At 70.4% G+C, this 23253-nt stretch carries 18 protein-coding genes; 6 read left to right on the top strand and 12 right to left on the bottom strand.

The window, feature by feature from the left end:
* Positions 1-32: 32 nt before the first annotated feature.
* Together ACNJ7E_RS35440 and ACNJ7E_RS35435 are read right to left on the bottom strand one after the other, a co-directional pair.
* Positions 33-374 carry a WhiB family transcriptional regulator gene (locus ACNJ7E_RS35440; protein WP_016883149.1) on the bottom strand — a complete coding sequence of 114 codons (342 nt, stop codon included), beginning with the start codon at positions 372-374 and terminating at the stop codon, positions 33-35.
* Between the two features lie 451 nt (positions 375-825).
* The gene (locus ACNJ7E_RS35435; protein ID WP_105413133.1) at positions 826-2964 is read right to left on the bottom strand and encodes an ATP-dependent DNA helicase UvrD2; all 2139 of its coding nucleotides are present in this window, start codon (positions 2962-2964) and stop codon (positions 826-828) included.
* An 80-nt stretch (positions 2965-3044) separates the two neighbouring features.
* On the opposite strand from ACNJ7E_RS35435, the gene ACNJ7E_RS35430 reads away from it, so the two are divergent.
* A complete protein-coding gene (locus ACNJ7E_RS35430) occupies positions 3045-3299 on the top strand; it encodes a mycoredoxin (protein WP_105413134.1) in 255 nt (84 codons plus the stop codon).
* On the opposite strand, the gene nudC is transcribed toward ACNJ7E_RS35430, so the two are convergent.
* A complete protein-coding gene (gene nudC, locus ACNJ7E_RS35425) occupies positions 3296-4207 on the bottom strand; it encodes an NAD(+) diphosphatase (RefSeq protein ID WP_280781663.1) in 912 nt (303 codons plus the stop codon). The two genes, ACNJ7E_RS35430 and nudC, sit on opposite strands and share 4 nt — an antisense overlap.
* A gap of 20 nt (positions 4208-4227) precedes the next feature.
* On the bottom strand, positions 4228-5295 hold the full coding sequence (locus ACNJ7E_RS35420) for a potassium channel family protein (protein ID WP_009479578.1): 1068 nt from the start codon (positions 5293-5295) through the stop codon (positions 4228-4230).
* 121 nt (positions 5296-5416) lie between these two features.
* On the opposite strand from ACNJ7E_RS35420, the gene ACNJ7E_RS35415 reads away from it, so the two are divergent.
* The gene (locus ACNJ7E_RS35415) at positions 5417-5815 is read left to right on the top strand and encodes a DoxX family protein (protein WP_280781662.1); all 399 of its coding nucleotides are present in this window, start codon (positions 5417-5419) and stop codon (positions 5813-5815) included.
* On the opposite strand, the gene ACNJ7E_RS35410 is transcribed toward ACNJ7E_RS35415, so the two are convergent.
* Entirely contained in the window at positions 5781-9128 is a 3348-nt protein-coding gene (locus tag ACNJ7E_RS35410) for an ATP-dependent helicase (RefSeq protein ID WP_418342080.1), read from the bottom strand. The two genes, ACNJ7E_RS35415 and ACNJ7E_RS35410, sit on opposite strands and share 35 nt — an antisense overlap.
* Entirely contained in the window at positions 9125-12421 is a 3297-nt protein-coding gene (locus ACNJ7E_RS35405; protein WP_418342079.1) for an ATP-dependent helicase, read from the bottom strand. The genes ACNJ7E_RS35410 and ACNJ7E_RS35405 overlap by 4 nt, the downstream gene beginning before the upstream one ends.
* A 56-nt stretch (positions 12422-12477) precedes the next feature.
* Here ACNJ7E_RS35405 and ACNJ7E_RS35400 point away from each other — a divergent pair, with 56 nt between their 5' ends.
* Both ACNJ7E_RS35400 and ACNJ7E_RS35395 read left to right on the top strand, forming a co-directional pair.
* Positions 12478-13263, top strand: coding sequence for an alpha/beta fold hydrolase (locus ACNJ7E_RS35400; protein ID WP_283335274.1), 786 nt, complete (start codon positions 12478-12480; stop codon positions 13261-13263).
* On the top strand, positions 13263-13571 hold the full coding sequence (locus ACNJ7E_RS35395; protein WP_009479577.1) for an MGMT family protein: 309 nt from the start codon (positions 13263-13265) through the stop codon (positions 13569-13571). Before ACNJ7E_RS35400 ends, ACNJ7E_RS35395 begins: the two co-directional genes overlap by 1 nt.
* A gap of 13 nt (positions 13572-13584) precedes the next feature.
* On the opposite strand, the gene ACNJ7E_RS35390 is transcribed toward ACNJ7E_RS35395, so the two are convergent.
* Both ACNJ7E_RS35390 and yczR read right to left on the bottom strand, forming a co-directional pair.
* Positions 13585-14850 carry a lipase family protein gene (locus tag ACNJ7E_RS35390; protein ID WP_280781658.1) on the bottom strand — a complete coding sequence of 422 codons (1266 nt, stop codon included), beginning with the start codon at positions 14848-14850 and terminating at the stop codon, positions 13585-13587.
* Between the two features lie 140 nt (positions 14851-14990).
* On the bottom strand, positions 14991-16436 hold the full coding sequence (gene yczR, locus ACNJ7E_RS35385; RefSeq protein WP_418342078.1) for a MocR-like transcription factor YczR: 1446 nt from the start codon (positions 16434-16436) through the stop codon (positions 14991-14993).
* Between the two features lie 61 nt (positions 16437-16497).
* On the opposite strand from yczR, the gene ACNJ7E_RS35380 reads away from it, so the two are divergent.
* Together ACNJ7E_RS35380 and ACNJ7E_RS35375 are read left to right on the top strand one after the other, a co-directional pair.
* Positions 16498-16623: a hypothetical protein gene (locus ACNJ7E_RS35380; protein WP_274542819.1), complete on the top strand. Its 126-nt coding sequence runs from the start codon at positions 16498-16500 to the stop codon at positions 16621-16623.
* Positions 16624-16645: 22 nt separating this feature from the next.
* A complete protein-coding gene (locus tag ACNJ7E_RS35375) occupies positions 16646-18394 on the top strand; it encodes an NTP transferase domain-containing protein (protein WP_418342077.1) in 1749 nt (582 codons plus the stop codon).
* A 4-nt stretch (positions 18395-18398) separates the two neighbouring features.
* Here ACNJ7E_RS35375 and ACNJ7E_RS35370 read toward each other — a convergent pair whose 3' ends face one another.
* The 4 genes from ACNJ7E_RS35370 to nirB form a co-directional block, all read right to left on the bottom strand.
* Complete coding sequence (locus ACNJ7E_RS35370) at positions 18399-19103, bottom strand: sirohydrochlorin chelatase (RefSeq protein WP_418342076.1); 705 nt, start codon at positions 19101-19103, stop codon at positions 18399-18401.
* Complete coding sequence (locus ACNJ7E_RS35365) at positions 19100-20257, bottom strand: uroporphyrinogen-III synthase (protein ID WP_418342075.1); 1158 nt, start codon at positions 20255-20257, stop codon at positions 19100-19102. Before ACNJ7E_RS35365 ends, ACNJ7E_RS35370 begins: the two co-directional genes overlap by 4 nt.
* Positions 20254-20655, bottom strand: coding sequence for a nitrite reductase small subunit NirD (gene nirD, locus ACNJ7E_RS35360; RefSeq protein WP_280781654.1), 402 nt, complete (start codon positions 20653-20655; stop codon positions 20254-20256). Before nirD ends, ACNJ7E_RS35365 begins: the two co-directional genes overlap by 4 nt.
* Before the next feature lie 81 nt (positions 20656-20736).
* Positions 20737-23247 (bottom strand): nitrite reductase large subunit NirB, encoded by a 2511-nt coding sequence (gene nirB, locus ACNJ7E_RS35355; RefSeq protein ID WP_418342074.1) that lies wholly within the window; start codon positions 23245-23247, stop codon positions 20737-20739.
* Between the last annotated feature and the right edge of the window lie 6 nt (positions 23248-23253).

Raw genomic sequence — 23253 nt, 5'->3', positions numbered from 1 at the left:
AACGCCCGAATTCTCCCGCCCCGTACCGGTTTCTACGCACAGACCAGAGTCTGAGTCTTGCGCGGACGTCCCCGGGGACGCTTGCGGGCGATCACGACACCCTGGTCGAAGATCTCCCCACCCCACACGCCCCACGGCTCACCCCGATCGAGGGCCGCGTCGAGGCAGCGGGAGCGGATCGGGCAGGACGCGCACAGCGCCTTCGCCTGTTCCAGCTCGGTGGGAGAATCCGCAAACCACAGGTCGGGATCATCGACCCGGCACGGCAGGTCACCACGTGCGGACACTATCTGAACAAATCCGCTTGTGGCGGTTGAGGTTTCGGATACCCCTCGGCATGTCACGGTAGACACGTCCTTCTCCTCTGCTCTCATTGCGACGGTCAATCTCTTCGGTTCGATGAAGTGGGTGCGAACCAGAGCCGAGGCTGCGAGCGGGAAAGGTGCTCGAACTACAAAGGCCACGGTCCGCGATGCGGGTCCGTGGCCTTGGAAAGACGGTGGGAGTTGATCTACCGAGGAATTCCTCGACAACTCCGATACACGGACTCGACTGCTGCTGCGGGACGACGACGGGCTGCCGACCAGACAATCGCCGGTGCCGTTTCCGCCGCGTTCATGCCGAACAGTGCGGAGGCAGCAGCGACTGCCGTCTCATGTGCTTGGAACTTCGTCATTTCACTGCCACCTCCATTTCTTCTCGATCCGATGTGAACCACACGGGTCTCCCCGCGCACTGAAACCACAGTAGGCAATTCTCCAGAACCGCACAACCTATTTTTGACCTGCAGTGATGCGCGCTACTCCCGCACCGCGTGGGAGTCGTTCAGGGACTACCGCTTCCCTTGATCACACCGAGGACGTCCTCGCCGAACTGCTCGAGCTTCTTCGCACCGATCCCGGGGATCGCGACGAGCCCGCGATCATCCTGCGGCCGCTGCTCGGCGAGAGCCGTCAACGTGTTGTCGCTGAACACCACGTACGCCGGAACCTTCAGCTCCCGCGACTTCTCGAGCCGCCACGACCGCAGCGATTCGAGCAGTTCCACGTCGACATTGGACGGGCACCCCTCGCAGCGACCGAGCATGGTCGCGGTCGTCCCGATCAGCTGTTTTCCGCACAGCCGGCACCGTGGACGCTTCTTGGTGCTCTTGGCCGGCGCCGCGATCCGCGAGGCAGGTGAATCCTCGGGGATGAGGCCGTGCAGGAACCGCGAACGGCGCCGCGACTTGCGGCCGCCCTCGTTCCGGGACAGTGCCCACGACATCTGCAGGTGCTCCCGGGCGCGGGTCACCCCGACGTACAGCAACCGGCGCTCCTCCTCGACGGCCGCCTCGTCCGGTGCCGAGTTGGAGTCGCCGAGCACGTGCTGGATGGGCAGCGTTCCGTCGGTCAGCCCGACGAGGAACACGGCGTCCCATTCGAGCCCCTTGGCGGCGTGCAGGGACGCGAGTGTCACACCCTGCACGACGGGTGGATGCCGTGCCTCGGCGCGCAGGCTCAGTTCGCGCAACAGCGCGTCCAGGGTCAACTCCGGGTCCTGGGTCAGCTGCTCCTCGGTGAGCGCGACCAGCGCCGACAGCGACGACCACCGTTCGCGAGCCTGCGCACCCGCCGGTTCCGCGTCGGTCAGCCCCAGCGGAGCGAGGACCGCGCGGACGAGCGTGACCAGGTCGGCGCCGACCGCATCCGGCAGGTCGTCGCGGCCCGCGGCCTGCCGTAGTGCCGCCACGGCCTGACGGACCTCGGTGCGCGTGAAGAAGCCCTCACCGCCCCGGACCTGGTACGGGATGTCGAGTTTCGTCAGCGCCTGCTCGTGCACCTCGGACTGGGCGTTGATCCGGTACAGGACCGCGATCTCCGCGGCCGGAGTGCCGGACGCGATGAGCCGCTTGATCGTGCGCGCCACCCCGGCGGCCTCGGCCGGCTCGTCGTCGAACTCGACGAAACTCGGCTCCGGTCCGGAGTCGCGTTGGCCGATCAGCTGCAGACGGGTGCCCGCGATCCTGCCGCGCGCCGCTCCGATCACCCGGTTCGCCATCGACACGACCTCGGGGGTCGAACGGTAGTCGCGCTCGAGGCGCACGACGGTGGCCTCGGGGAACCGGCGCGAGAAGTCGAGCAGGTAATTGGGTGTGGCGCCGGTGAACGAGTAGATGGTCTGGTTGGCGTCACCGACGACGGTGAGGTCGTCCCGCTCGCCGAGCCAGGCGTCGAGGACACGCTGCTGTAGCGGGGTGACGTCCTGGTACTCGTCCACGACGAAGCACCGATATCGGTCGCGGAACTCCTCGGCGACAGCCGAATGCTCCTCGAGCGCTGCCGCCGTGTGGAGCAGGAGATCGTCGAAGTCGAGGAGCATCCCGTCCTGGCCGCGGGCCTTGAGCTGCTCGTAGCCGTGATAGACCTCGGCGACCTTCGCGGCGTCGACCGGCGCCTCCCGGCGTAACTTGGCCACCGCACGCGGGTAGTCCTCCGGCGCGATCAGCGAGGCCTTGGCCCACTCGATCTCGCTCGCCAGGTCGCGGACGCTCTCCGTGCTGGTGGACAACCCGACCCGTCCGGCGGCGGACGACACGACCGCGAACTTGCGGTCCAGCAGCCGCCACTCCGTGTCGCCGATCACCTGCGGCCAGAAGTACCTGAGCTGTCGGAGTGCGGCGGCGTGGAACGTGCGCGCCTGGACCTGCGCTCCCCCGTCGCCGATCCCCAGGCTGCGCAGCCGGCCGCGCATCTCGCCTGCCGCGCGAGCGGTGAACGTGACCGCCAGCACCTGTCCCGCGGCGACGTGCCCACTGGCCACGAGGTGCGCGATACGCCGGGTGATGGTCCGGGTCTTCCCTGTTCCGGCCCCCGCCAGCACACACACCGGGCCCCGGGGAGCGAGTACCGCTGCGGACTGTTCGGGATCGAGACCGGTACTCGTCACCTCTGCTGCGCCGGCTGCTGACATGGCGTCCATCATGACAGGAGCAACCGACACGGCGCGAAGCGGACGAACACCGCAGTGGGAACACACGACGGAGTCGTGGTGTTATATCCGCCGTGACTGCTACCGACACCCCGGCCCTGACCATCTACTCCACCACCTGGTGCGGCTACTGCCGGCGCCTGAAGACGCAGCTGGACGAATCCGGCATCGGCTACATGGAGATCGACATCGAGGACGACCCGGCGTCGGCGGAGTTCGTCGGCAGCGTCAACGGCGGCAACCACGTCGTCCCCACCGTCAAGTTCGCCGACGGCAGCACCGCGACCAACCCGTCGTTGGCGCAGGTCAAGAAGCTCCTCGGCGTCTAGGACTCCGTCGCTGCTCCCGCCCAGGACTCGATGATTCCGCGAGCGATGGAAATCGAGCCCGGGAGCAGCAGCGGGGCGTCGGTGTCCGACGCCCAGTCGCCGAGTTCGAGTGCCGTGCGCACCTCGTCCCGAGTGAACCACCGGGCCTCGGCGATCTCGCCGTCCGCGAACGTCAGCGGGGCGTCGGGATCGCCGACGGCCGCGAACCCGATCATCACCGAACGGGGAAACGGCCACGGCTGGCTGCCCAGGTAACGCACGTCACGGACGTCGACACCCACTTCTTCCTTGATCTCCCGGACCACGCACGTCTCGAGCGACTCACCGGCCTCGACGAATCCGGCCAGGATCGAGAACCGCCGCGCCGGCCACGTGGGCTGCCGGGCCAGCAGGACGCGGTCTCCGCCGTCGTGCACGAGGCAGATGACCGCCGGATCGGTGCGGGGAAATTCTTCGTGCCCGGTGCTCGTCGAGATCCGCGACCACCCCGACATCGTCGGCTCGGACGGCGCGCCGTCGAGCGCGCTGAAGCCTGCGCTGTCGTGCCAGTTGAGCATCGCGAGGGCCCCGGTGAGTACGCCGGCGTCCGCGTCGTCCAGCGTCCCGCCCAGCATCCGGAGATCCGCCAGTTCGCCGGTCAGCGCCTGCACCCGCACCGCCCACACGTGCCGGTCCTTGCGGATGCCGAGGAAGACCGCCCCGCGTTGCGGTTCGGGGCCGAGTTCGGTGGCCTCCGCGAAGACGAGGCCGTCGTCCCCCACCCGCACCTGTCCGCGGTGATTGACGCGCAGCAGCAGTGCATCCCGCCAGCCCGCTCGCAGCGCGTCCGTGTCCGAACGCAATTCCTCGGCCCGCCCGACGGCGGAGCGGGACAGGAGCGGGGTGTCGTTCAGCCGGAATTCAGTCACGCCGTCGACACTACTGCCGGTCAGTTGGCGACCCGACGGATGTACAGCAGTCGGTCGTTCTCCTCGATCGAATCGACCTCCGGTGAGCCGACCCGGATCAGCCGCCCGTCCCGCACCACGCCGAGCACGATGTCCGCGAGGTGACGCGGGGAGCCGCCGATCTCGTCCCGCTCCACGGGGCGCTCCGCGATCGCGAAACCGGCCTCCGGAGTCAGGAGGTCCTCCATCATCTCGACGACGCTCGGCGTCTTCGTGGCGATGCCGAGGAGCCGGCCCGCGGTCTCGGAGGACACGACGACCGAATCGGCGCCGGACTGCCGGAGCAGATGCGTGTTCTCGGATTCGCGGATCGCCGCGACGATCTTCGCCTTCGGTGCGATCTCGCGCGCCGTCAGCGTCACCAGCACCGCGGTGTCGTCACGGTTGGCCGCGACGATGATCGCCGACGCGTTCTGCGCGCCCGCCAACCGCAGCACGTCCGATTTGGTGGCGGACCCGTGGACCGTGACCAGCCCCTTGCTGGCCGCCGAGTCGAGCACCGCGTGATCGGTGTCGACCACCACGATCTCCGACGGCGGAACGTCGTCGCCGAGCATCGCGTCGATCGCGGTGCGTCCCTTGGTTCCGTAGCCGATCACCACGGTGTGATTGCGCACGTGCTGCCTCCAACGCTGGATTTTGAACGCCTGCCGGGAGCTCTGCGTGAGCGCGGAGAGAGTCGTACCGACGAGGACGATGAGGAAGAAGATTCGAAGAGGCGTGATCAGGAGAACGTTGACGAGCCTCGCGGACGGGGTGAACGGCGTGATGTCGCCGTAGCCCGTCGTGGACAACGACACCGTCGCGTAGTAGATGCAGTCGAGCAGCGACAATTCGTTGTCCTGCGCGTCGCGGTAGCCCGCCCGGTCGATGTAGACGATGAGAACCGCCAACATCAACGCCGCCAGGGCGATACCCACGCGGCGGTAGATCGCCCGCGCCGGACTGGTCTGCAGCTCCGGAATCCGGAGCACCCCCACCAACGCGAAGTCAGGCCGGTCGGTCAGGGTGTCCGACCTGGTCAATCTCTCACGCAGCCTACCGGCCATATGTTCGTCCCCACGTTGCACTGAACTCCGACATCGGCTGGCAGCCTAACCCCGATTGCCCCGTCGGTGACACGTCGGAGCCTCGTTGTCGCGAACCGAGTGGTTCGGGCAAGCTGACGTCATGCAACGAGAGAGCCACACACCACGACCGAGCCAGAAGCCCGCACTCCGCCTTGCCGCGCTGCTGCTCGGCGCCGGCACGATGCACTTCGTCGCCCCCAAGTTCTTCGACTCCACGATCCCCACCCAACTTCCGGGCGAGGCCCGCACCTACACGTACGTGTCGGGGGTCGCCGAGCTCGCCATCGGCACCGCGCTCGCCGTGCCGCGAACCCGCAGGCTCGGTGGCGGCCTCGCTGCTCTCCTGTTCGTCGCCGTCTTCCCCGCCAACGTCAACATGGCAGTGGACTGGCTGAAGAGCTCCAAGACGACGAATGCGCAGAAAGCCGGTGTGCTGCTGCGTCTTCCGCTGCAGATCCCGTTGGTCACCGAGTCGCTGAAGGCTCGACGTCAGGCCTGATCTCCTCGTCGGGAGAACCGGCGGAACGGAGCAGACGGGCAAGCGCGACGGCGTCGGGCAGGTGGTCCGGCGCGATCGTCCGCCCTGTCCGCACGTAGTGGAACGCGGCGCGAACCCGCTCGATCGGAACGTCCATCAGTTCGGCCCACGCCAGCCGGTACGCGGCCAGCTGCATCACGACGGCCTTCTCGTTGGCCGCGCTCGGCTCGGCGCCGGTCTTCCAGTCGATCACCGTCCACCCGCCGTCGGGGTCGGTGAACACCGCGTCGATCCGGCCGCGCAGCACCGTGCCCGCCACCGAAGTCTCGAACGGCACCTCGACCTCAGTCGGGTTGCGGTCCGCCCAGGACGAGCGCAGAAACGCATCCTGCAGGGTCGCGAGGTCGGTGTCGGGGCCCGCATCCGTGTCGGCGGCACCGGGCAGCTCGTCGAGGTCGAGCAGCCGGGTGGCCCCGAAGCGGCGCTCCACCCAGGCGTGAAACGCGGTACCGCGCCGCGCGAGCGGATTCGGCGGGAACGGCAGCGGACGCCGCAGCCGGGCGGCCAGGGCGTCCGGGTCGGCTTCCAACTCGACGAGCTGGCTCACCGACAACTGACCGGGCAACACCACCTCGGTGCGCGCGTTCGCCCGCGCCTCCCGCTCCGCGAGAAGCGCGTCGACGTCGGCTGCCCAGTTCTCGGGATCGTCGTCCTCGCCTGCCGGTGCCAGCTCGCCGGCACTCGTCAGCGCCGCGACGACCAGCGCCGCGCCCCGCTCGACCGACTCCCGGCGGAGCCCGAGCGGATCCCGCGGCCACACAGCCGACTTGGGGGTGCTCGTCAGCGGGTTCTGCTCGTCGGGTTCGGGTGCGGGCGCCCAGATGTCGACGATCCCGATTCCCTCGTGCTCCTCGTCGGTCACCGTGTCGCGCAGTTCGGTGAGGAACTCCGACGGACCCTTGGGCTCGGTTCCGGATTCTGCCCAGTGGTGACCCGACGCGAACAGCACCCGTTCGGTGCGGGTGAGTGCGACGTAGAACAGCCGGCGGTCCTCGTCGAGTTTGCGCGACGCCAGCGCCGCCTTGTGCGCCTTCACGGCCTCCTCGAGGTCTTTCCGGTCGTACAGGTTCTCGAGCTCGAGAACGGGCACGCCGTCGGCCGACTCCCCCGGCCGCGCACGGTCTCCGCGCAACGACGGCGGCAGTTCACCGACGGCACCGAGCCAGGACCCGGACGCCGTCCGCGACGGAAAGACGCCCGCCGTGAGGTGCGGTACCGCCACCACTTCCCACTCCAGCCCCTTCGCGGAGTGCACCGTCAGCACCTGGACGCGGTGCGGGTCCACCTCGACTTCGCCCGGCGCCAAACCTTTTTCGACCGATTCGGCGGCCGACAGGAACGCGAGCAGTCCGGTGACGGTGGCCGACGTGCGGCTCGCGTACCCGGCGACGACGTCGGCGAAGGCGTCGAGATGTTCACGGCCGGCACTGCCCTGCGCCGACCGACGCGTCCGGGCCTGCGCCTCGATGCCGATACCCAGAGCCCGTTCCACCTCGGCCACCAGCTCGGTGAGTGGCTGCCCGATCCGCTCACGCAGAGACGCCAACTCCGCCGCGACGGCGGTGATCCGGGCGTAGCCGACCTGCGAATAGCGTTCGGCGGGGCCGGGATCCGCGAGGGCGTCCGCCAGCCCGGCCTGCTCCGCGTGTTCACCGGGCAACGCCTGGCCGACGGCGTCGGCCAGAGCGGACGAATCGGTGACGGCGCCGGTGGTGCCGTAGCCGGTTCCGATGGCCAGTTCGGATGCTCGCCGCGACAGCGCCGTCAGGTCGGCGGCCCCGATCTGCCATCTCGCCCCGGTCAGCATCCGCACGGCGGCACTGCCCGCCATCGGGTCGGCGACCACCCGGAGCATCGCGATCACGTCGGCCACCTCGGGGGTGTGGAGCAGTCCGCCGAGCCCGACCACTTCGACCGGCAGCCCCCGGGAACGCAGGACCTCCGCGATCGGTGCGGCGTCCGCGTTGCGGCGGATCAGCACCGCGGCGGTCGGCGGATCCTCGCCCCGGCTCGTGGCGTCCGCGTACTGTTCGGCGATGCGGTCGGCCACCCATTCGCGCTCCTGCACGACGTCACCGGTGAGGGCCAGCCGCACATCACCCGGGACGGCCTGTGGTCGTGCCCGCAGCGTGCTGACCGACACGCCCCGCTCGCGCAGGGACGCCGACGCCATGTTGGCCAGCGCCAGGGCCTCCGGCGGGTTACGCCAGCTCGTGAGCAGTTCCAGGGTCGGCGCCGGATCTCCGTTCGCCAGCGGGAAATCCGTCGCGAAGCGGGGCAGGTTGGCCGCAGAGGCACCACGCCAGCCGTAGATGGACTGCATGGGGTCGCCCACCGCGGTGAGCGCGAGTTCGCCGTCGAGGCCACCGCCGAACAGGGACGACAGCAGCACCCGCTGCGAGTGTCCCGTGTCCTGGTACTCGTCGAGCAGCACCACCCGGAAGCGGGTGCGCTCGGCGAGTCCCACCTCGGGATGGTCCGCGGCGACCCGTGCCGCCAGCGACATCTGGCTGCCGAAGTCGAGCGCACCTTCCCGGCGCAGAGTGTCCGCGAGACGGTGCACCAGTGGAAGGAGTTCCACCCGCCGTTGCTGGGTGTCGAGGATGTCGAGCAGTTCCTTTCCGGGGCCGCCGCGCTGCCGCGGTCCGGCGGGCAGGGTGTGGACGAGCTTGTCGAGCTCGGTGTGGGCCTCCCGCAGATCGTCCGGTTCGACGAGATGCTCGGCCAGTTGCCCGGACAGCGCGAGCACGGCTTCGGTGACGGACGCCGGATTCCGGTCGGTGTCGAGGTCGCCGTCCCACGAGCTGACCACCCGGTGCGCCAGCTGCCACAGTTCCGTCTCCGACAGGAGCGTCGCCGAGGGTTCGATGGGCAGCAGGAGCCCGTGCTCGGACAGCAATCGCCCGGCGTAGGAGTGGTAGGTGCTGACTTCCGGTTCGCCCGCGAGGAGCCGCGACCGCAGGTCGCCGCCCGGGTCGACCCTGCGGAGCAGGTCCGAACCTGCAAGCCGGGCAAGGCGTTTCCTGATCCGGGCGGTCAGCTGCTGCGCCGCCTTGCGGGTGAACGTCAGCCCCAGCACCGCCTCGGGGTCGACGACACCGTTGGCCACCAGCCACACGACGCGGGCCGCCATCGTCTCGGTTTTGCCCGCGCCTGCCCCCGCGACGACGAGAGTCGGGCCGAGGGGGGCCGCGATGACGGCAGCCTGCTCCGGGGTCGGTGGGTGCTGCCCCAGGCCGACGGCGAGTTCCACCGGGTCGATACGGATGGTCATTCCGACGTCACCTGCCGTCCCTCGTCGTGCGCGGGGCAACTCGTGCGCACCGGGCAGTGCCGGCAACCGTCGTTGACGCGGGCGAGGAACTCCGGCCCCTTGGTGGCCGCCGCTGCCGCGTGGATGACCGCGAGCCACACCTCGAGGTCCTCGTCCTCCAGCGGTGCCTGCACCCGCTGGGTCGCGCCTTCCCTCTTGTGCGGTTTGGCGACGAAGACCAGCCGCGCCCCACCGGGTTTCGACGCCGGCTCCCCGTCGATCGCGCCGACCGCCGCCGCCACCTGGTACGCCGCCAGCTGGGCGTGCTGCTGGGCGTCGTCCTTGGTGACGGGTGAGCGGGCGGTCTTCACGTCGACGATGACGGGCCTGCCCTCGGCATCACGCTCGAGCCGATCGATCCGCCCCCGCAGCCGGATCGTCGGGGAACCCTCTTCCCGCGGTTCCAGGACGCCGTCGACTGCCACCTCGACACCGACCTCGGTGAGTTCGGACCGGGTGTTACCGAGCCAGGCAGTGAACGTGGCGAGCATGTCCCGGGTGCGGTCGAGTTCGCGCCGCGAGTACCACTGAGATCCCAGATCGATCGACTCCCAGGCATTCTCGAGCGCGCGTGCCACCTGATCGGGCGGGATCCGCCCGGCGAGCGCCTGCACCAGCGTGTGCACGAGCGTTCCGGCGATGGCGTGAGTGTTGTCGCCGTCCGTCCCGCCGTGGCGTTCGAGCAGCCACCGCAGCGCGCACGTGTTGAGCAGGTCGATGGTGGACGGCGACAACGACACCGGTCCGTCCTCCTCGTTCCACAACGCCACGCCGGTGCTCGGCGCGGCGGTGCCGTACCACTGGTCCGGGTGTGCACCGCGCACTCCGGCGTCGGCGAGCCGGGCGAGTTGGCGCGCCGCGCGTTCCTGCCGGGCGGGGTCGGATTCCGCGACGTCCGGATCGCAGACCACGCTGCGCAATTCGGCGACCAGGGCGGGGAGAGCGAGGACCCGGGTCGCGGGATCCTCCGCCTGCACGACCGCCTCCTCGACGTCCGAATCCTGGTCTCCGGCGAGCAGTTCGTCGACGAAACGGGAGTGGACGAGGTCGGCGTCGCCGCTGGCCGAGTCGACCGCGGTGACGAGCAGACTCCGCCGCGCCCGGCTGCACGCCACCAGGAACAGCCTGCGTTCCTCGGCCAGGAGCGGTGCGGTGCGCGACATCCGGTCGGCGGCCGTCTCGCTGCCGTCGGACACTCCGGCCGTCAGATCGATCAGCGCCTCGGTGCCGAGCAGACTTCCGCGGGCCCGCAGACTGGGCCACAGCCCTTCCTGCACACCCGCGACCGCGACGACGTCCCATTCGCGGCCGGCAGCCGAGTGGGCGCTGAGCACCGAGACCGCGTCGACCGGGACTGCGGAGACGTTCCGTGTGGTGGGAATGGCCTGCCCGGTGAGGTAGTCGACGAACCCGGCGAGCTGTGCGCGCGGGAGGCGGTCGACGTAACTCGCCGCGGCGTCGAACAGGGCGACCACGGCGTCGAGGTCGCGGTCGGCCTGTGCGCCGATCGGACCCCCGCGGGCGGAGGCCGCCGACCAGCGGCGTTCGAGTCCGGTGGCCTGCCATGCCGCCCACAGCACGTCCTCGATGCCGCGCCCGCGGTCCAGGGGAACCTTCGCCTTGCGCAGCACGGACAGCACCCGGTTCAGGGATGCCGCTTCGACGTCGGTCAGCTTGGCCGTGACCCTGCGGGTGCTGTCGGTCTCGCCCACCAGCACGAGACGGAGGAGCTCCGCCGAGTCGCGGTCGCCGCCGGACGCCAGCTCAGCGCGCCGCAGACCACGGCGAAGACGCCGGAGCGCCACGGGTTCTGCGCCGCCGACCGGGCCGGCGAGCAGGGCGAGCGCGTCCTCGCCCGTGAATTCCTGACCCGACAGGGCCCGCAGCACCAGCATCAGTCCCGACACCCCGTGCTGACGGGCCAGCGGCAGCTCGGACGCCGCGGTGGTGACGGGCACACCCGCACCCAGCAGGGCGCGGCGCAGCGGCGCCAGGGCCCGCGGAACCGAGCGCACGATCACCGCCATCTCCGACCACGGCACCCCGTCGAGGAGGTGGGCGCGACGCAGGGTGTCGGCGATGAGCGCGGCCTCTTTCGCCGCCGTGCTCAGCACCCGGACCGACGTCCGGCCACCGTCCTGCGCGGGGCTCCAGATCCGATGCGGCAGGTGTCCTGGTAGCCGGGACGTGATCCGGGCCGCCGTGGTCGCGACCTCCGCCGAACTGCGAAAGTTGACCGGCAGCAACACCTGCCGGGGATCGCCCTTGTCGGCCAGCTCGGCGAGGAATGTCGGGTCTGCTCCGCGAAAGCCGTAGATCGACTGGTCCGGGTCGCCGGCGACGACCGTGGTGCGGGTACCGGTGCCGAGGAGCCGGACGAGTTCCGCGGCCTGCGGGTCGAGGTGCTGGGCGTCGTCGACGAGCAGGTGCCGCACCCGGGCCCGCTCGGTGCGCAGCAGGTCCGGGTCGGTGGCGAACGCGGTGAGGGCCGCGCCGATGAGTTCGGCGGCGTCGAGTGCCGGCGCCGTGGCCTCGGGGGCCTCGACACCGACGGCTCCGCGCAGCAGCATGCCGTGCTCGTACCGGGCGGCGAACATCCCCGCCGCCACCCACTCGGGACGGGAGTGCCGCTGGCCCAGCTTGATCAGGTCTTCCGGGCCGAGACCGCGCTCGCTCGAGCGCAGCATGAGGTCGCGTAGTTCGACGGCGAAGCCGCCCAGCGCCAGTGCGGGACGCAGACGTTCGGGCCACATCTCGCCGCCGTCCGCGATGTCGCCGTGCAGCATCTCGCGCAGCACCGCGTCCTGTTCGGCGCCGGTGATGAGCCGCGGGGGTGGATTTCCGTGGGCGGCGGCCTGTAGTCTCAGCACCGCGAAGGCGTAGGAGTGGACGGTGCGGACGAGCGGTTCGCGCGTGGCGCGGGGGCCGTGATGTTCGTCGTGGCCGATGAGGGCGGCGGTGATCTCTTCGCGCACCCGCCCCGCCGCTCGCTTCGACTGGGTCAGGACGAGCACCGACTCCGGGTCCTCGCCGCCGGCGATCCGGTCCACCGCGACGTCGACGAGAAGCGACGTCTTGCCCGTTCCCGGGCCGCCGAGCACCTGCCAGGGATTCCAGCCCAGGCCGAGGGGCGGTGCGGTGAGGACCCGCTGCGTGGCGTCGTCCCACACCCGGGCCTCGCGGACCGGGTTCTGGCGGTGCACGAGCCGGGCACGGGGAACCGACGTCCTGGTGCGCACCGCCGATTCCGTCATGGATGGCATTCCACCAGAACGGTCCGACATCCCGTGCGGCGACCCGATCCGGCATCATGGGTCACGTGTCAGCACTGAATACGTACCTGTTCGGCGCCGAGGACGGCACGGAGATCCTCGCCCTGCACGGACTCACCGGTCACGGCAGACGGTGGGAGGCGCTGGCCACCGACCACCTGCCGGACGCCCGCTGGATCTCCCCCGACCTGCTCGGCCACGGCCGCTCCACGTGGTCGCCGCCGTGGAATCTCGAGGCCCACGTCAGGAGTCTCGTCGACACGCTCGACGCACACGCCCGGGGACCCGTGCTGGTCGTGGGCCACTCGTTCGGGTGTGCCCTGGCACTGCACCTGTCGCGGGCCGTCCCCGACCGCGTCCGGGGACTCGTGCTGCTCGATCCCGCGATCGGGCTCGATGCCGAGCTGATGCAATCGGTGGCGGATCTCACCATCTCCTCCCCCGACTACACCGACGTCGCGGAGGCCCGGTCCGAGAAGGTGCACGGCTCGTGGGGCGAAGTGGCCCGCGACGTCCTCGAGAACGAGATCGCCGAACACCTGGTGCCGCTGGCGAACGGCCGGGTCAACTGGCGGCTGTCCACCCCCGCCGTCGTCACGGCCTGGGGCGAGCTCGCACGCGAGGCCGTCCTGCCGCCCGCGCACCTGCCGACCGTCCTCGTGCAGGCGTCGAAGGTGCAGCCGCCGTACGTCACACCCGAGTTCCGCAAGGCTCTCACCGACCATCTGGGCGACAACCTCACCGCCGTCGACCTCGACTGCGATCACATGGTGCCGCAGGCCCGGCCCGACGAGGTCGCCGAGCTCGTCCGCACACTCCTCTGATGGTCGCGACGACGGAGGAACAGGTCGAGGCGGTCCGCGCGCTGGTCGCGTCGATTCCGCCCGGGCGGGTGGCCACGTACGGCGACATCGCCTCGGCGGCAGGGCTGTCCAGTGCGCGGACGGTCGGCTGGATCATGCGCACCGACTCCGCAGACCTCCCCTGGCACCGGGTGCTGGGCGCGTCGGGACGACCGGCGCCGCACCTCGCGCACCGGCAGATCGCGAAGCTCGAACTCGAGGGTGTTCCCATCCGGGACGGCCGCGTGGATCTCGCGGCGGCCCGGCACCGGTTCGATCGGTCCGGCTGACGTCCCGCCCGCCTCAGCAGGTGCTCGGCGCGGGATCACCGCGGAACCGGGCGTCCATCCAGTCCAGCCCCTGCGGCAGTCCCAGCGCCGCCGCCGACAGGTGGTCGGGGGTCGGAGTGAGCAGCGTCTGCACCGGTGTGCCCGCGTCGCAGTACCGCCGCAGGGTGGTGTCGATCGAATCGACCGGGATCAGTGCGTCCGTCGGGCTGTGCCATTCGAAGATCGGCGTGGTGGGCACGCCCGGATACAGCTCCAGACTGTTCTCCTCCATCACCTTCCACGCTTCCGGATCGTCCATGAAGTTCTTGTTGTCGGTCATCTGTGACGCGCTGCGCCCGAGTCCGAACAGCATGATCTCGTTGGTGCATCCGTTGCCGATCATCTGCTTCATCCAGCGGCCCTGATCGTTGAGCTGGCCGCTGACGTCGATGCGGTCCGGGTATTCGCGTTCCAGGCCCAGTGCGGCGGCCATCGCGAGACCGAACGCGGGGTGAGGGTTGGTGCCGAGCGCCTCCGCCATCTTCACCAGGTTCATCGGGGTTCCGCCCTCGGCGGCGCCGACGATGTTCAGTTCGGGGGCGTAGCTCGGCGCCAGCGCCGCCGCCCAGGCCGTGGCCATGCCGCCGCCGGAGTACCCGCCCAGCCCGACCTTGCTGTTCTGCACCTGCAGTTCCGGGACCCGTTGCACGGCGCGGATGCCGTCGAGGGTGATCTGGCCACCGAGCTTCGCTGCGCCGTACGCCATCCTCGGTCCGAGATGGTCGGGCAGCGCCACTGCCCACCCGCGCGCGAGTGCGATGTTGAGTCCCGCGGCCTCGCGGATCTGGTGCAGGGGGTCGGTGGTGTAGAGCTCGGTGACGATCTTGCACTTGTTGCCCAGCGAATTGATGATGTGCTGGTACGACACCAGCGGGCCGTCCGGGACGTGGTTCGGGGGCAGCACGTACGTGGTGTTCGCCGCGATCGGCCTGCCCTCGGAGTCGGTGGTCCGGAACAGCAGCTCCCACATCGCGCTGCCAGGGAAGTAGTACGACGGCGGCAGCTGGCGGATCTTCAGGACCTCGCCCGGTGCATGGTCGGCGACGTCCGCGGGCTGGATGTAGAAGGGGTCGGGGTCGGCGACGGGGAAGATCGCGTCGGCAGCGGGTGCGGACAGCAAGGGGGGCATCGGCAACGGTGGTTGCGCCGAGGAGGTGCCTGCGCCCACGAGGGCGGCAGTCAGCGCGAGGACCGAGCCGAGTACAGCGGTGCCGAAGGATCTGCGGAACAACGAGCCCATGACATACCCCACAATTCAGCGAGCGGTCGACGGCATCACTATGCCAGAGCGTCGATAAAGATCAGCCCCTTTCCCGGTACCGAACTGGTCTCTGACCGATACTTCGATTCACAGGTACTTTCAAACCGGACCCCCGCACGTCACACGACGAGCGTCGGCGCCGCGGACATCGACGCGTCGCCGGACACGACCAGGGTGGCAAGGATATTCACGGCTGCGGTCAGCTCGGACACCGGCCGCGTGAAGGGCAACCGCTGGTGGTCGTCGAACAGATGGCCGGTGCCGAACCGGGGCCCGGGAGCCAGGAGCAAGCCCCTCGACCGGGCCGCGGCGACGAGTTCCGTCGAACTCGTTCCGGCCGGGAGCGCGCACCACAGGGACAGTCCCCCGGCGGGCAGCACGTAGTTCCACCCGGGCAACCGCTCGTCGACCGCCGCCGCGAGCGCGTCCCGCTGCACCCGGAGATCGCGGCGGCGCTGCGTGACCAGACGGTCGTGGCGGGCGAACAAGCGCACGGCCGCAAGCTGATCCAGCACCGAGACCGACAATTGCCTGCGTGCCATGATCTTGGCCATCTGCGCGGTGCGGGCGGCCTCGGCGCGCACCCAGCCGATGCGGATACCTCCCCACACGGTTTTGCTGAGGCTGCCGATCGCCACGGCCGCCGATTCCGGGACCGGGACGCCGAACGGCTCGTGGTCGTCCGAACCGTCCAGCACGAGTTCCGCCGCCACCTCGTCCACGACGGTCACCACGCCGTGGCGCGCCAGGGTCGCGGCCAGTCGCCGCCTGCCCTCGGGGGTCGCCCTGGCTCCCGAGGGATTGGAGAAGTCCGGCATCAGGTACGCCACCGTCGGGGCGCTCTGCCGCGCGGCCCGGTCGACCTCGGCGACGAACGCGTCCGGGTCGGTCGCATCGATCGCCACCGGAACGGGTCTGCCGCCGGCCGCCTGCACGGACTCGACCGCCCCGGGATAGGTCGGGTGTTCGACCAGGACGCGGTCGCCCGCCTCGACCAGAGCCTCGAAGACCACTTCGGTGGCATCACCTGCGCCACCCGTGACGAGGATCTGGTCCGGGGTGGTCGGGCGGCCCCTGCGGGTGTAGTGGCCTGCTATCGCCGCCCGGAGCGTCGTCAGTCCGCCGGGGTGGTATCCGTGCTGGGGCATGAAGCGGGGCAACTCGTCGACGGCCTCCAGGTAGGCCTCCCTGAGTTCGGGGGCGGCCGCCGGCGCGGCATTGACGAGGTCGATGACACCGTCCACCGGCGCGCCCACCATGCTTCCCCACGCCGGCGGTCCCGACGGCATCGCCACGAAGGTTCCCGATCCGTGTCGCGCCGACGCCCAACCGGACTCGCGGAGTTCGCGATACGCGGCACTGACGGTCACCCGGCTGAGCCGGAGCTCCTCCGCGAGGGCCCGTTCGGCGGGCAGCCGGACTCCCACGGCCATCGACCCGTCCGCCACTTTCTCGCGGAGGGCGTCGGCGAGCCCGCGGTACAGCGGTTGCCCGCCGGTGGGCGCCGCACCGAGCAGCACCGCCAACTCGGTTGCCGAGACGCTTCGGACTGGTTCGACACTCATACAGGCCACTTTCCCACAGAGGACTGGAATTCGCGGTCCACTTTGCCCCGACAATCGATACATGCTGGTAATTGGAATCCTCTTGGCCCTCAGCCTGGCGTCGGTGGCCTGGCTCTGCGTCAGCACGGCGCGCGGCGGACGGTCCGGGCTCGCCGGACCTCCGCGCAGCCACCTGCACAGCGACTGAGGATGTGCGGCAGCATGAGGGAATGAACTCTGCCGCACCCGTTCACGCGATCGTCCTCGCCGGTGGACGAGCCACTCGGATGGGCGGCGTCGACAAGCCGGCCGTGGTGGTCGGCGGACGCCGGATGCTCGACACCGCCCTCGACGCCGTCGACGACTGTGAGCGCATCGTCGTCGTGGGACCTCGGCGCGCCGACCTCGATTCGACGGTGCTCCAGACGCAGGAGACGCCGCCGGGCGCCGGGCCGGTCGCGGGGGTGGCCGCCGGACTCGCCGTGCTCGACGCCGAACCGGACGACCGGGTGATTCTGCTCGCGTCGGACCTGCCGTTCGCGGAGCCCACGATGGTGGAGGCCCTCGCCGCGGCCGTGCAGGACGCCGACACCGTGTTCGCGATCGACGAGTCGGGCCGCCTGCAGTTCCTGTTGTCCGCGTGGCGCGTCGGTGCGTTGACCGACCGCGTGCGCGCGCTCGGGTCGGCGGTCAATCAGCCCATGAAGGCGCTCGTTCCGGACGCGTTCGACACGGTCCTCGTCCGCGGCGTCACCGATTGCGACACACCGGAGGACGTCGAGCGGGCCCGGAGCAGGGCCGCGGCGGCGCCGGTCACGATCGCCGAGGCCCGGGAGGCGATCCTGACTGTTGTCCCCCCGCTCCCGCCGCGGTCCGCGGCGCTCGGCACGGCGCTCGGCGCCACCCTCGTCGAGCCGCTGCTCGCCGCCGAAGCTCTCCCGCGCATCGCCGTCTCCGCCATGGACGGATACGCCGTCGCAGGCGACGGTCCGTGGATGCTGCGCGACGACATCCGGTACGCGGGGAGCTCCGAGGAACTCGAACTGACGGAGGGCGAGGCGGCCCGGATCGCGACGGGTGCGCACCTCCCCAGCGGCGCCACCGCTGTCGTGCGGGACGAATTCGCCGTGGCGACAGACACTTCCGAGGGGCCGCGACTGTCCCGCAGTCAGGACGCCCCCGTGCGCGACGACGCGCGGCGGCGTGGCGAGGACTGGCACGAGGGGTACCGGCTCGCGGCGGAGGGCACGGCCGTCACGCCCGCCCTCGTCTCCGCCGCCGCGAGCGCGGAGGTGACCACCGCGGGGGTCCGCGGACCCGTCCGCGCGCACGTGGTGGTGACAGGAGACGAGATCCGGCGGGACGGTCCGCTGCGACACGGGCAGACGCGGGACGCTCTGGGACCCGTTCTCCCCCAGTTCCTCTCGTGGTGCGGCATCCGGACGGTCGCGGACACCCACCTGCGGGACACGTCCGACAGCTTCGACGAACTGTTCCGGGAAGTCCGCCAGCCCGATCTGATCGTGATCGTCGGGGCCACCGGCGGCGGCGCGGCCGACCAGTTGCGTGCGGCGCTCGACCGGGCGGAGGCCCGGATCGTGGTGGGGCGGGTGCGGTGCCGCCCGGGCGGTTCGCAGGTCACCGCGCTGCTGCCCGACGGGCGGGTGGTACTCGGGCTGCCCGGGAATCCGTACGCCGCGGTCGTGACGCTCCTGACCACGGTTCCGTCCATCGCGGCCGCACTCACGGGTCGTATCCCGCCACCGCGTCAGCTGGCGCGTATCGCGAATGCGTCCGAGGTCAGTGGCGACGCCACCCGGATCCTGCCCGCGGTCCCGCAACCGGACGGCACGTGGCGCGTCGACCCCGGAATCCGCACCGCGCATCTCGCGGGCCTGATCGACCGCGAAGCACTGGCGCTGGTACCGGCGGGCGCGGCCGACGGTGATCTGGCCGAACTGGTGCCGCTACCGCGCTGACGGGTCAGCGCTGGAACGACAGGGTGCGCAACGCTGCCGGAATTCCGCTTCGGTAGCGCTCCGCCACGAGGTCGACGATGGCCGGATCGACACCGAGCGGCTCGGCCACTCCGTCCGCACCGGCATCGGCGAGGCGCGCGTGGAACAGTCCGTGGGCCAGGAGATACGACGCGACGAACACGCGCTTCTCGCCGCTCGCACGCAATCCGGCCACCACGTCGGGGACCCGCGGCTGCGCTGTCGCCACGTAGCCGATCCGGACCCGCGACGCGACGAGCTCCGACAGCAACGCCGCGGCGCGCCGGACGTCGCGCAGGGCCCGCGGGTCGGACGAGCCGGCCGCGGCGAGCACGACCGCGTCGCCGGGCCGCCAGCCCGCGTCGACGAGGCGCCGCAGCAGGACCTCCGCGAGAACAGGGTCCGGTCCCAGCGCCCGGGTCACGGCCACCGAGGGGTGACCACTGTCCGCGACTTCCCGCGGAACATCGGTGTGGACGTGGTAGCCGGACGCGAGGAACGCCGGGACCACGACGGCGGGCCCGGTGATGTCGCGGAGCACCTCGGCCGGTGAGGGCCCGAGAACGTCCACGAAGGACACCCGGGTGGGTCCGACCTGCTCGGCGACGGCGTCGGCGAGCGCGGCGATCATCTCCACGCCCCGGGGACTCCGCGTGCCGTGTGCCACCAGTACCAGTGCTGTCTCGTTCATTGCTGTCCCTCCTCACGTGAATCGACGCAGTCGACGGGGTCGAGAGCGAGGCGGTATCCCCGCTTGACCACCGTCTGGACGGCTTTCGGTGCGCCCAGGGACGCCCGCAGCCTCGCCACGGCCGTCTCCACGGCGTGGGTGTCGCCACCACCACCGGGCAGCGCCGCGAGCAGTTCGTCCCGGGGTACGACCCGGCCGGGCCGGGCGCCGAGCGTGCGCATCAGCGACATCGCGGCGGGGGGCAGCTGCCGCACCTCGCCGTCGACGACGACGCAGCCGCCGCGGATGCTCAGTTCGTGTCCGGCGGTCTGGATCTTGTTCGCCCGCCTCGGCAGTTCGTCGGCGATGTGCCGCGCGAGGGCACCCAGCCGCGAGCGCGCCGGCGTCGTCGTCGGCACCTCGAGTTCGCGCAGCGGTCCCGCGGTCACCGGCCCCACACAGGCCGCGAGGACTCGGTGCCGGAACGAGTGCAGCACCATCTCGATCATTCCGGTCTCCTTGGCGCGGGTCAGCAGCGAGGCGACCGCCGGTGCGCTGGTGAAGCTGACCGCGTCGAGGCCGCCGGAGGCGATCAGTTCGATCATCCGGTCCATCGGGGCCTGGTCCTCGAGCGGTGTCCACCGGTAGACGGGGACGGCGATCACGTCGGCGCCCGCGCAGCGGAGCACCTCGCAGAAGTCCGCGACGGGCTCCCATTCCGTGGTGGCACCGTGCAGCTGGACCGCGATGCGCTTGCCTTCGACGCCCTCACCGAGCAGGTGATCGAGCACCTCGGCCGACGACTCCGAGGCGGGTGACCACTCTTCCCGCAGGTCCGCGGCCCGGATCGCGCCCTTCGCCTTGGGTCCGCGGGCCAGCAGGCGGCTCGACGCCAGTGCGCGGCCCAGCTCCTCCGCTTCACCCCAGCCGTCCGCGGCCTCCATCCAGCCGCGGAACCCGATCCCCGTCGTCGCGACGACGATCTCCGGCGGGTTGTCGATGATCTGGCGCGTGACGCGCTCGAGTTCCGTGTCGTCGGCCAGCGGGATGATGCGGATGGCCGGGGCGTGCACCACGGTGGCACCGCGCCGCGTCAGCAGCGTGGCGAATTCTTCCGCACGCCGGGACGCCGTGACTCCGATCGTGAATCCGCACAGCGGCGTGTCGTCGTTCACGCGTTCGTGCTGTGAACCTGGACGACGCCGGCCCACACCCGCACGTCGTACACGGGCAACCACACCGACTCGTCGTCGAGGCAGCGTCCGTCGACCAGCGAGAACACCTGCTTGAGCAGCGGCGACGCCACGGTGGGCTCGCCGGCCCGGTCACCAACGAGGCCGCGGGACATCACGGCCGCGCGCCCGAACGGGTCGATGTTGCCCACGGCGCGCAGCGTTCCGTCCTCGAGCAGGAACAGTGCCACCTGCTCCCCGCCTCGCAGCAGTACCGCCACCCCGAGACCGGGAATCAGCTGGCTGAGCGGGCACGCGGACGTCCATTCGAGACGGCCTGACTGGACGCTTTCACGCCTGGTTCCACTGGCACTGTGCACGTTCATGTCGACGACGGTCATCACAGTCCTCCTTCGGGCTGGTGTGTATCCGTGCTGGGATACATCGTTCGGGGTCGGTGTTTCCGCAGCGTTAAGCGGGGATTACTCCGGTGTAGAAGCTGCGAATTTCGGCATTCCCATCAACACGGGGACCTTCCGGACGCCCGTGTCGTCGAACGAGACGGTCGGATCGGCTTCCTCGGGCGCGTTGACGAACGACACGAACCGCGACAGCTTCTCCGGGTCCTCGAGCACGCCCGCCCACTCGTCCTTGTATCCCAGAACGTGCTTCGCCATGGCCGCCTCGAGGTCGGCGGCGATGCCCAGGCTGTCCTCGCACACCACTGCCTTGAGGTGGTCGAGCCCGCCTTCGAGGGAGTCGACCCACGGCGCGGTGCGCTGAAGACGATCCGCGGTGCGGATGTAGAACATGAGGTACCGGTCGATGTAGCGGACCAGGGTCTCGTCGTCGAGCCCACCGGCGAGCAGCTGGGCGTGCTTCGGGGACTGGCCGCCGTTGCCGCCGACGTACAGGTTCCAGCCGTTCTCGGTGGCGATGACGCCGACGTCCTTGCCGCGTGCCTCGGCGCATTCGCGGGCGCAACCCGAGACACCGAACTTGAGCTTGTGCGGGGACCGCAGGCCCCGGTACCGGTTCTCCAGGTCGACCGCCATGCCGACGGAGTCCTGCACGCCGTACCGGCACCAGGTGGATCCGACGCAGCTCTTCACGGTGCGCAGCGACTTGCCGTAGGCCTGACCGGACTCCATGCCCGCGTCGACGAGTCGCTTCCAGATCGCGGGTAGCTGTTCGACGCGGGCGCCGAACAGGTCGATGCGCTGACCGCCGGTGACCTTGGTGTAGAGGCCGAAGTCGCGGGCCACCTCGCCGATGACGATGAGCTGTTCGGGCGTGCATTCGCCGCCGGGCATCCGCGGCACCACCGAGTAGGTGCCGTTCTTCTGGATGTTGGCGAGGAAGTGGTCGTTCGTGTCCTGCAGGCCCGCCTGGTTGCGGTGCAGGATGTGATCCGAGTCGGTGGACGCCAGGATCGATGCGACGACGGGCTTGCAGATGTCGCAGCCCGACCCCTTCCCGTACTTCGAGATGAGCGCGGAGAACGTGCGCGTGTCGGTGGCCTGCACGATCTCGAACAGTTCGGCGCGGGACTGCTCGAAGTGCTCGCACAGCGCCTTGGACATCACCACGCCGGACGACGCGAGGAGCTGCTTGATCGTCGGCAGGCAGCCGCCGCACGTCGTTCCGGCGTTGGTGCAGCTCTTGACCTGCGCGATGTCGCAGGCACCGTCGGCGATGGCCCCGCAGATGGAACCCTTGGTGACGCCGTTGCAGGAGCACACCTCGGCGTCGTCGGGCAGGGAGCCGGCGCCGGGCTTCTCCCCCGCCGGTGAGATGAGCGAGGCCGGATCGCCCGGCAGTTCACGGCCGACGAGCGGGCGCAGCGACGCGTATGCGGACGCGTCGCCGACGAGGATGCCGCCGAGCAGCGTCTTCGCGTCGTCGGACACCACCAGCTTGGCGTAGGTGCCCTTGGCGGCGTCGCTGAGGACCACCTCCAGGGCGCCTGGGGTCTGAGCGTGCGCGTCGCCGAAGCTGGCGACGTCCACACCCATCAGCTTGAGCTTGGTGGACAGGTCGGCGCCCGGGAACTCCGCCGCCCCGCCGAGCAACCGGTCCGCGACGATCTCCGCGGTGGTGTAGCCGGGTGCGACGAGGCCGTAGCACCGTCCCTCCACCGCGGCGCACTCGCCGACCGCGTAGATGTTCTCGTCCGACGTGCGGCAGCCGAGGTCCGTGATAATCCCGCCCCGCTCGCCGACCTCGAGTCCGGCGTCGCGGGCCAGCTGGTCCTGCGGCCGCACACCCGCGGAGAACACCAGCAGCGCGGCCTCGATCACCGAACCGTCGGACAGTTCGACGCTGATCCCGTCCGGACCCTCGGTGATGCCTGCGGTGCCGACACCCGTGTGGACGGTGAGACCCAGGTCGGTGACCAGGTTGGCGAGCAGCGCTCCACCGCCCTCGTCCACCTGCAGGGGCATCAGCCGGGGTGCGAACTCGACGACGTGCGGTGTCATGCCCATCAATTTGAGGGCGTTCGCGGCCTCGAGTCCGAGCAGACCACCGCCGACGACGACACCGACGGCGCCGGGACCGGCCGCGTCGGCCCGCTTCCGGATGCCGTCGAGGTCGTCGAGCGTGCGGTAGACGAAGCACTCCGGCCGGTCGTGCCCGGGGATCGGCGGCACGAACGGGTACGAACCGGTGGCCATCACGAGAGCGTCGTACGCGACGACCTCGCCCGAATCGGTGGTGACCTTGCGGGACTCCCGATCGATGGTCGCGGCCCGGCGGCCGATCCGGAGATCGACGAGAGCGTCGTCCGGGTAGTCGTTGCCCGCGAGCGCAAGCTCCTTGTGGTCCCACGCCCCCACGTAGGAGGACAGTCCCACCCGGTCGTACGCGGGGAGGGGCTCCTCGCAGAGCACCGTCACCGACCAGTCGTCCGACTCGTCGCGCGCACGCAACGCCTCGACGAATCGATGTCCGACCATTCCGTGTCCGATGACCACTGCTGACTTGCGGCTCATGCCGTC

This window comes from Rhodococcus mengyinensis (assembly GCF_048381435.1).
Classification (GTDB): Bacteria; Actinomycetota; Actinomycetes; order Mycobacteriales; family Mycobacteriaceae; genus Rhodococcus_F; species Rhodococcus_F opacus_D.
This window is presented reverse-complemented; position numbering and strand designations above follow the sequence as displayed.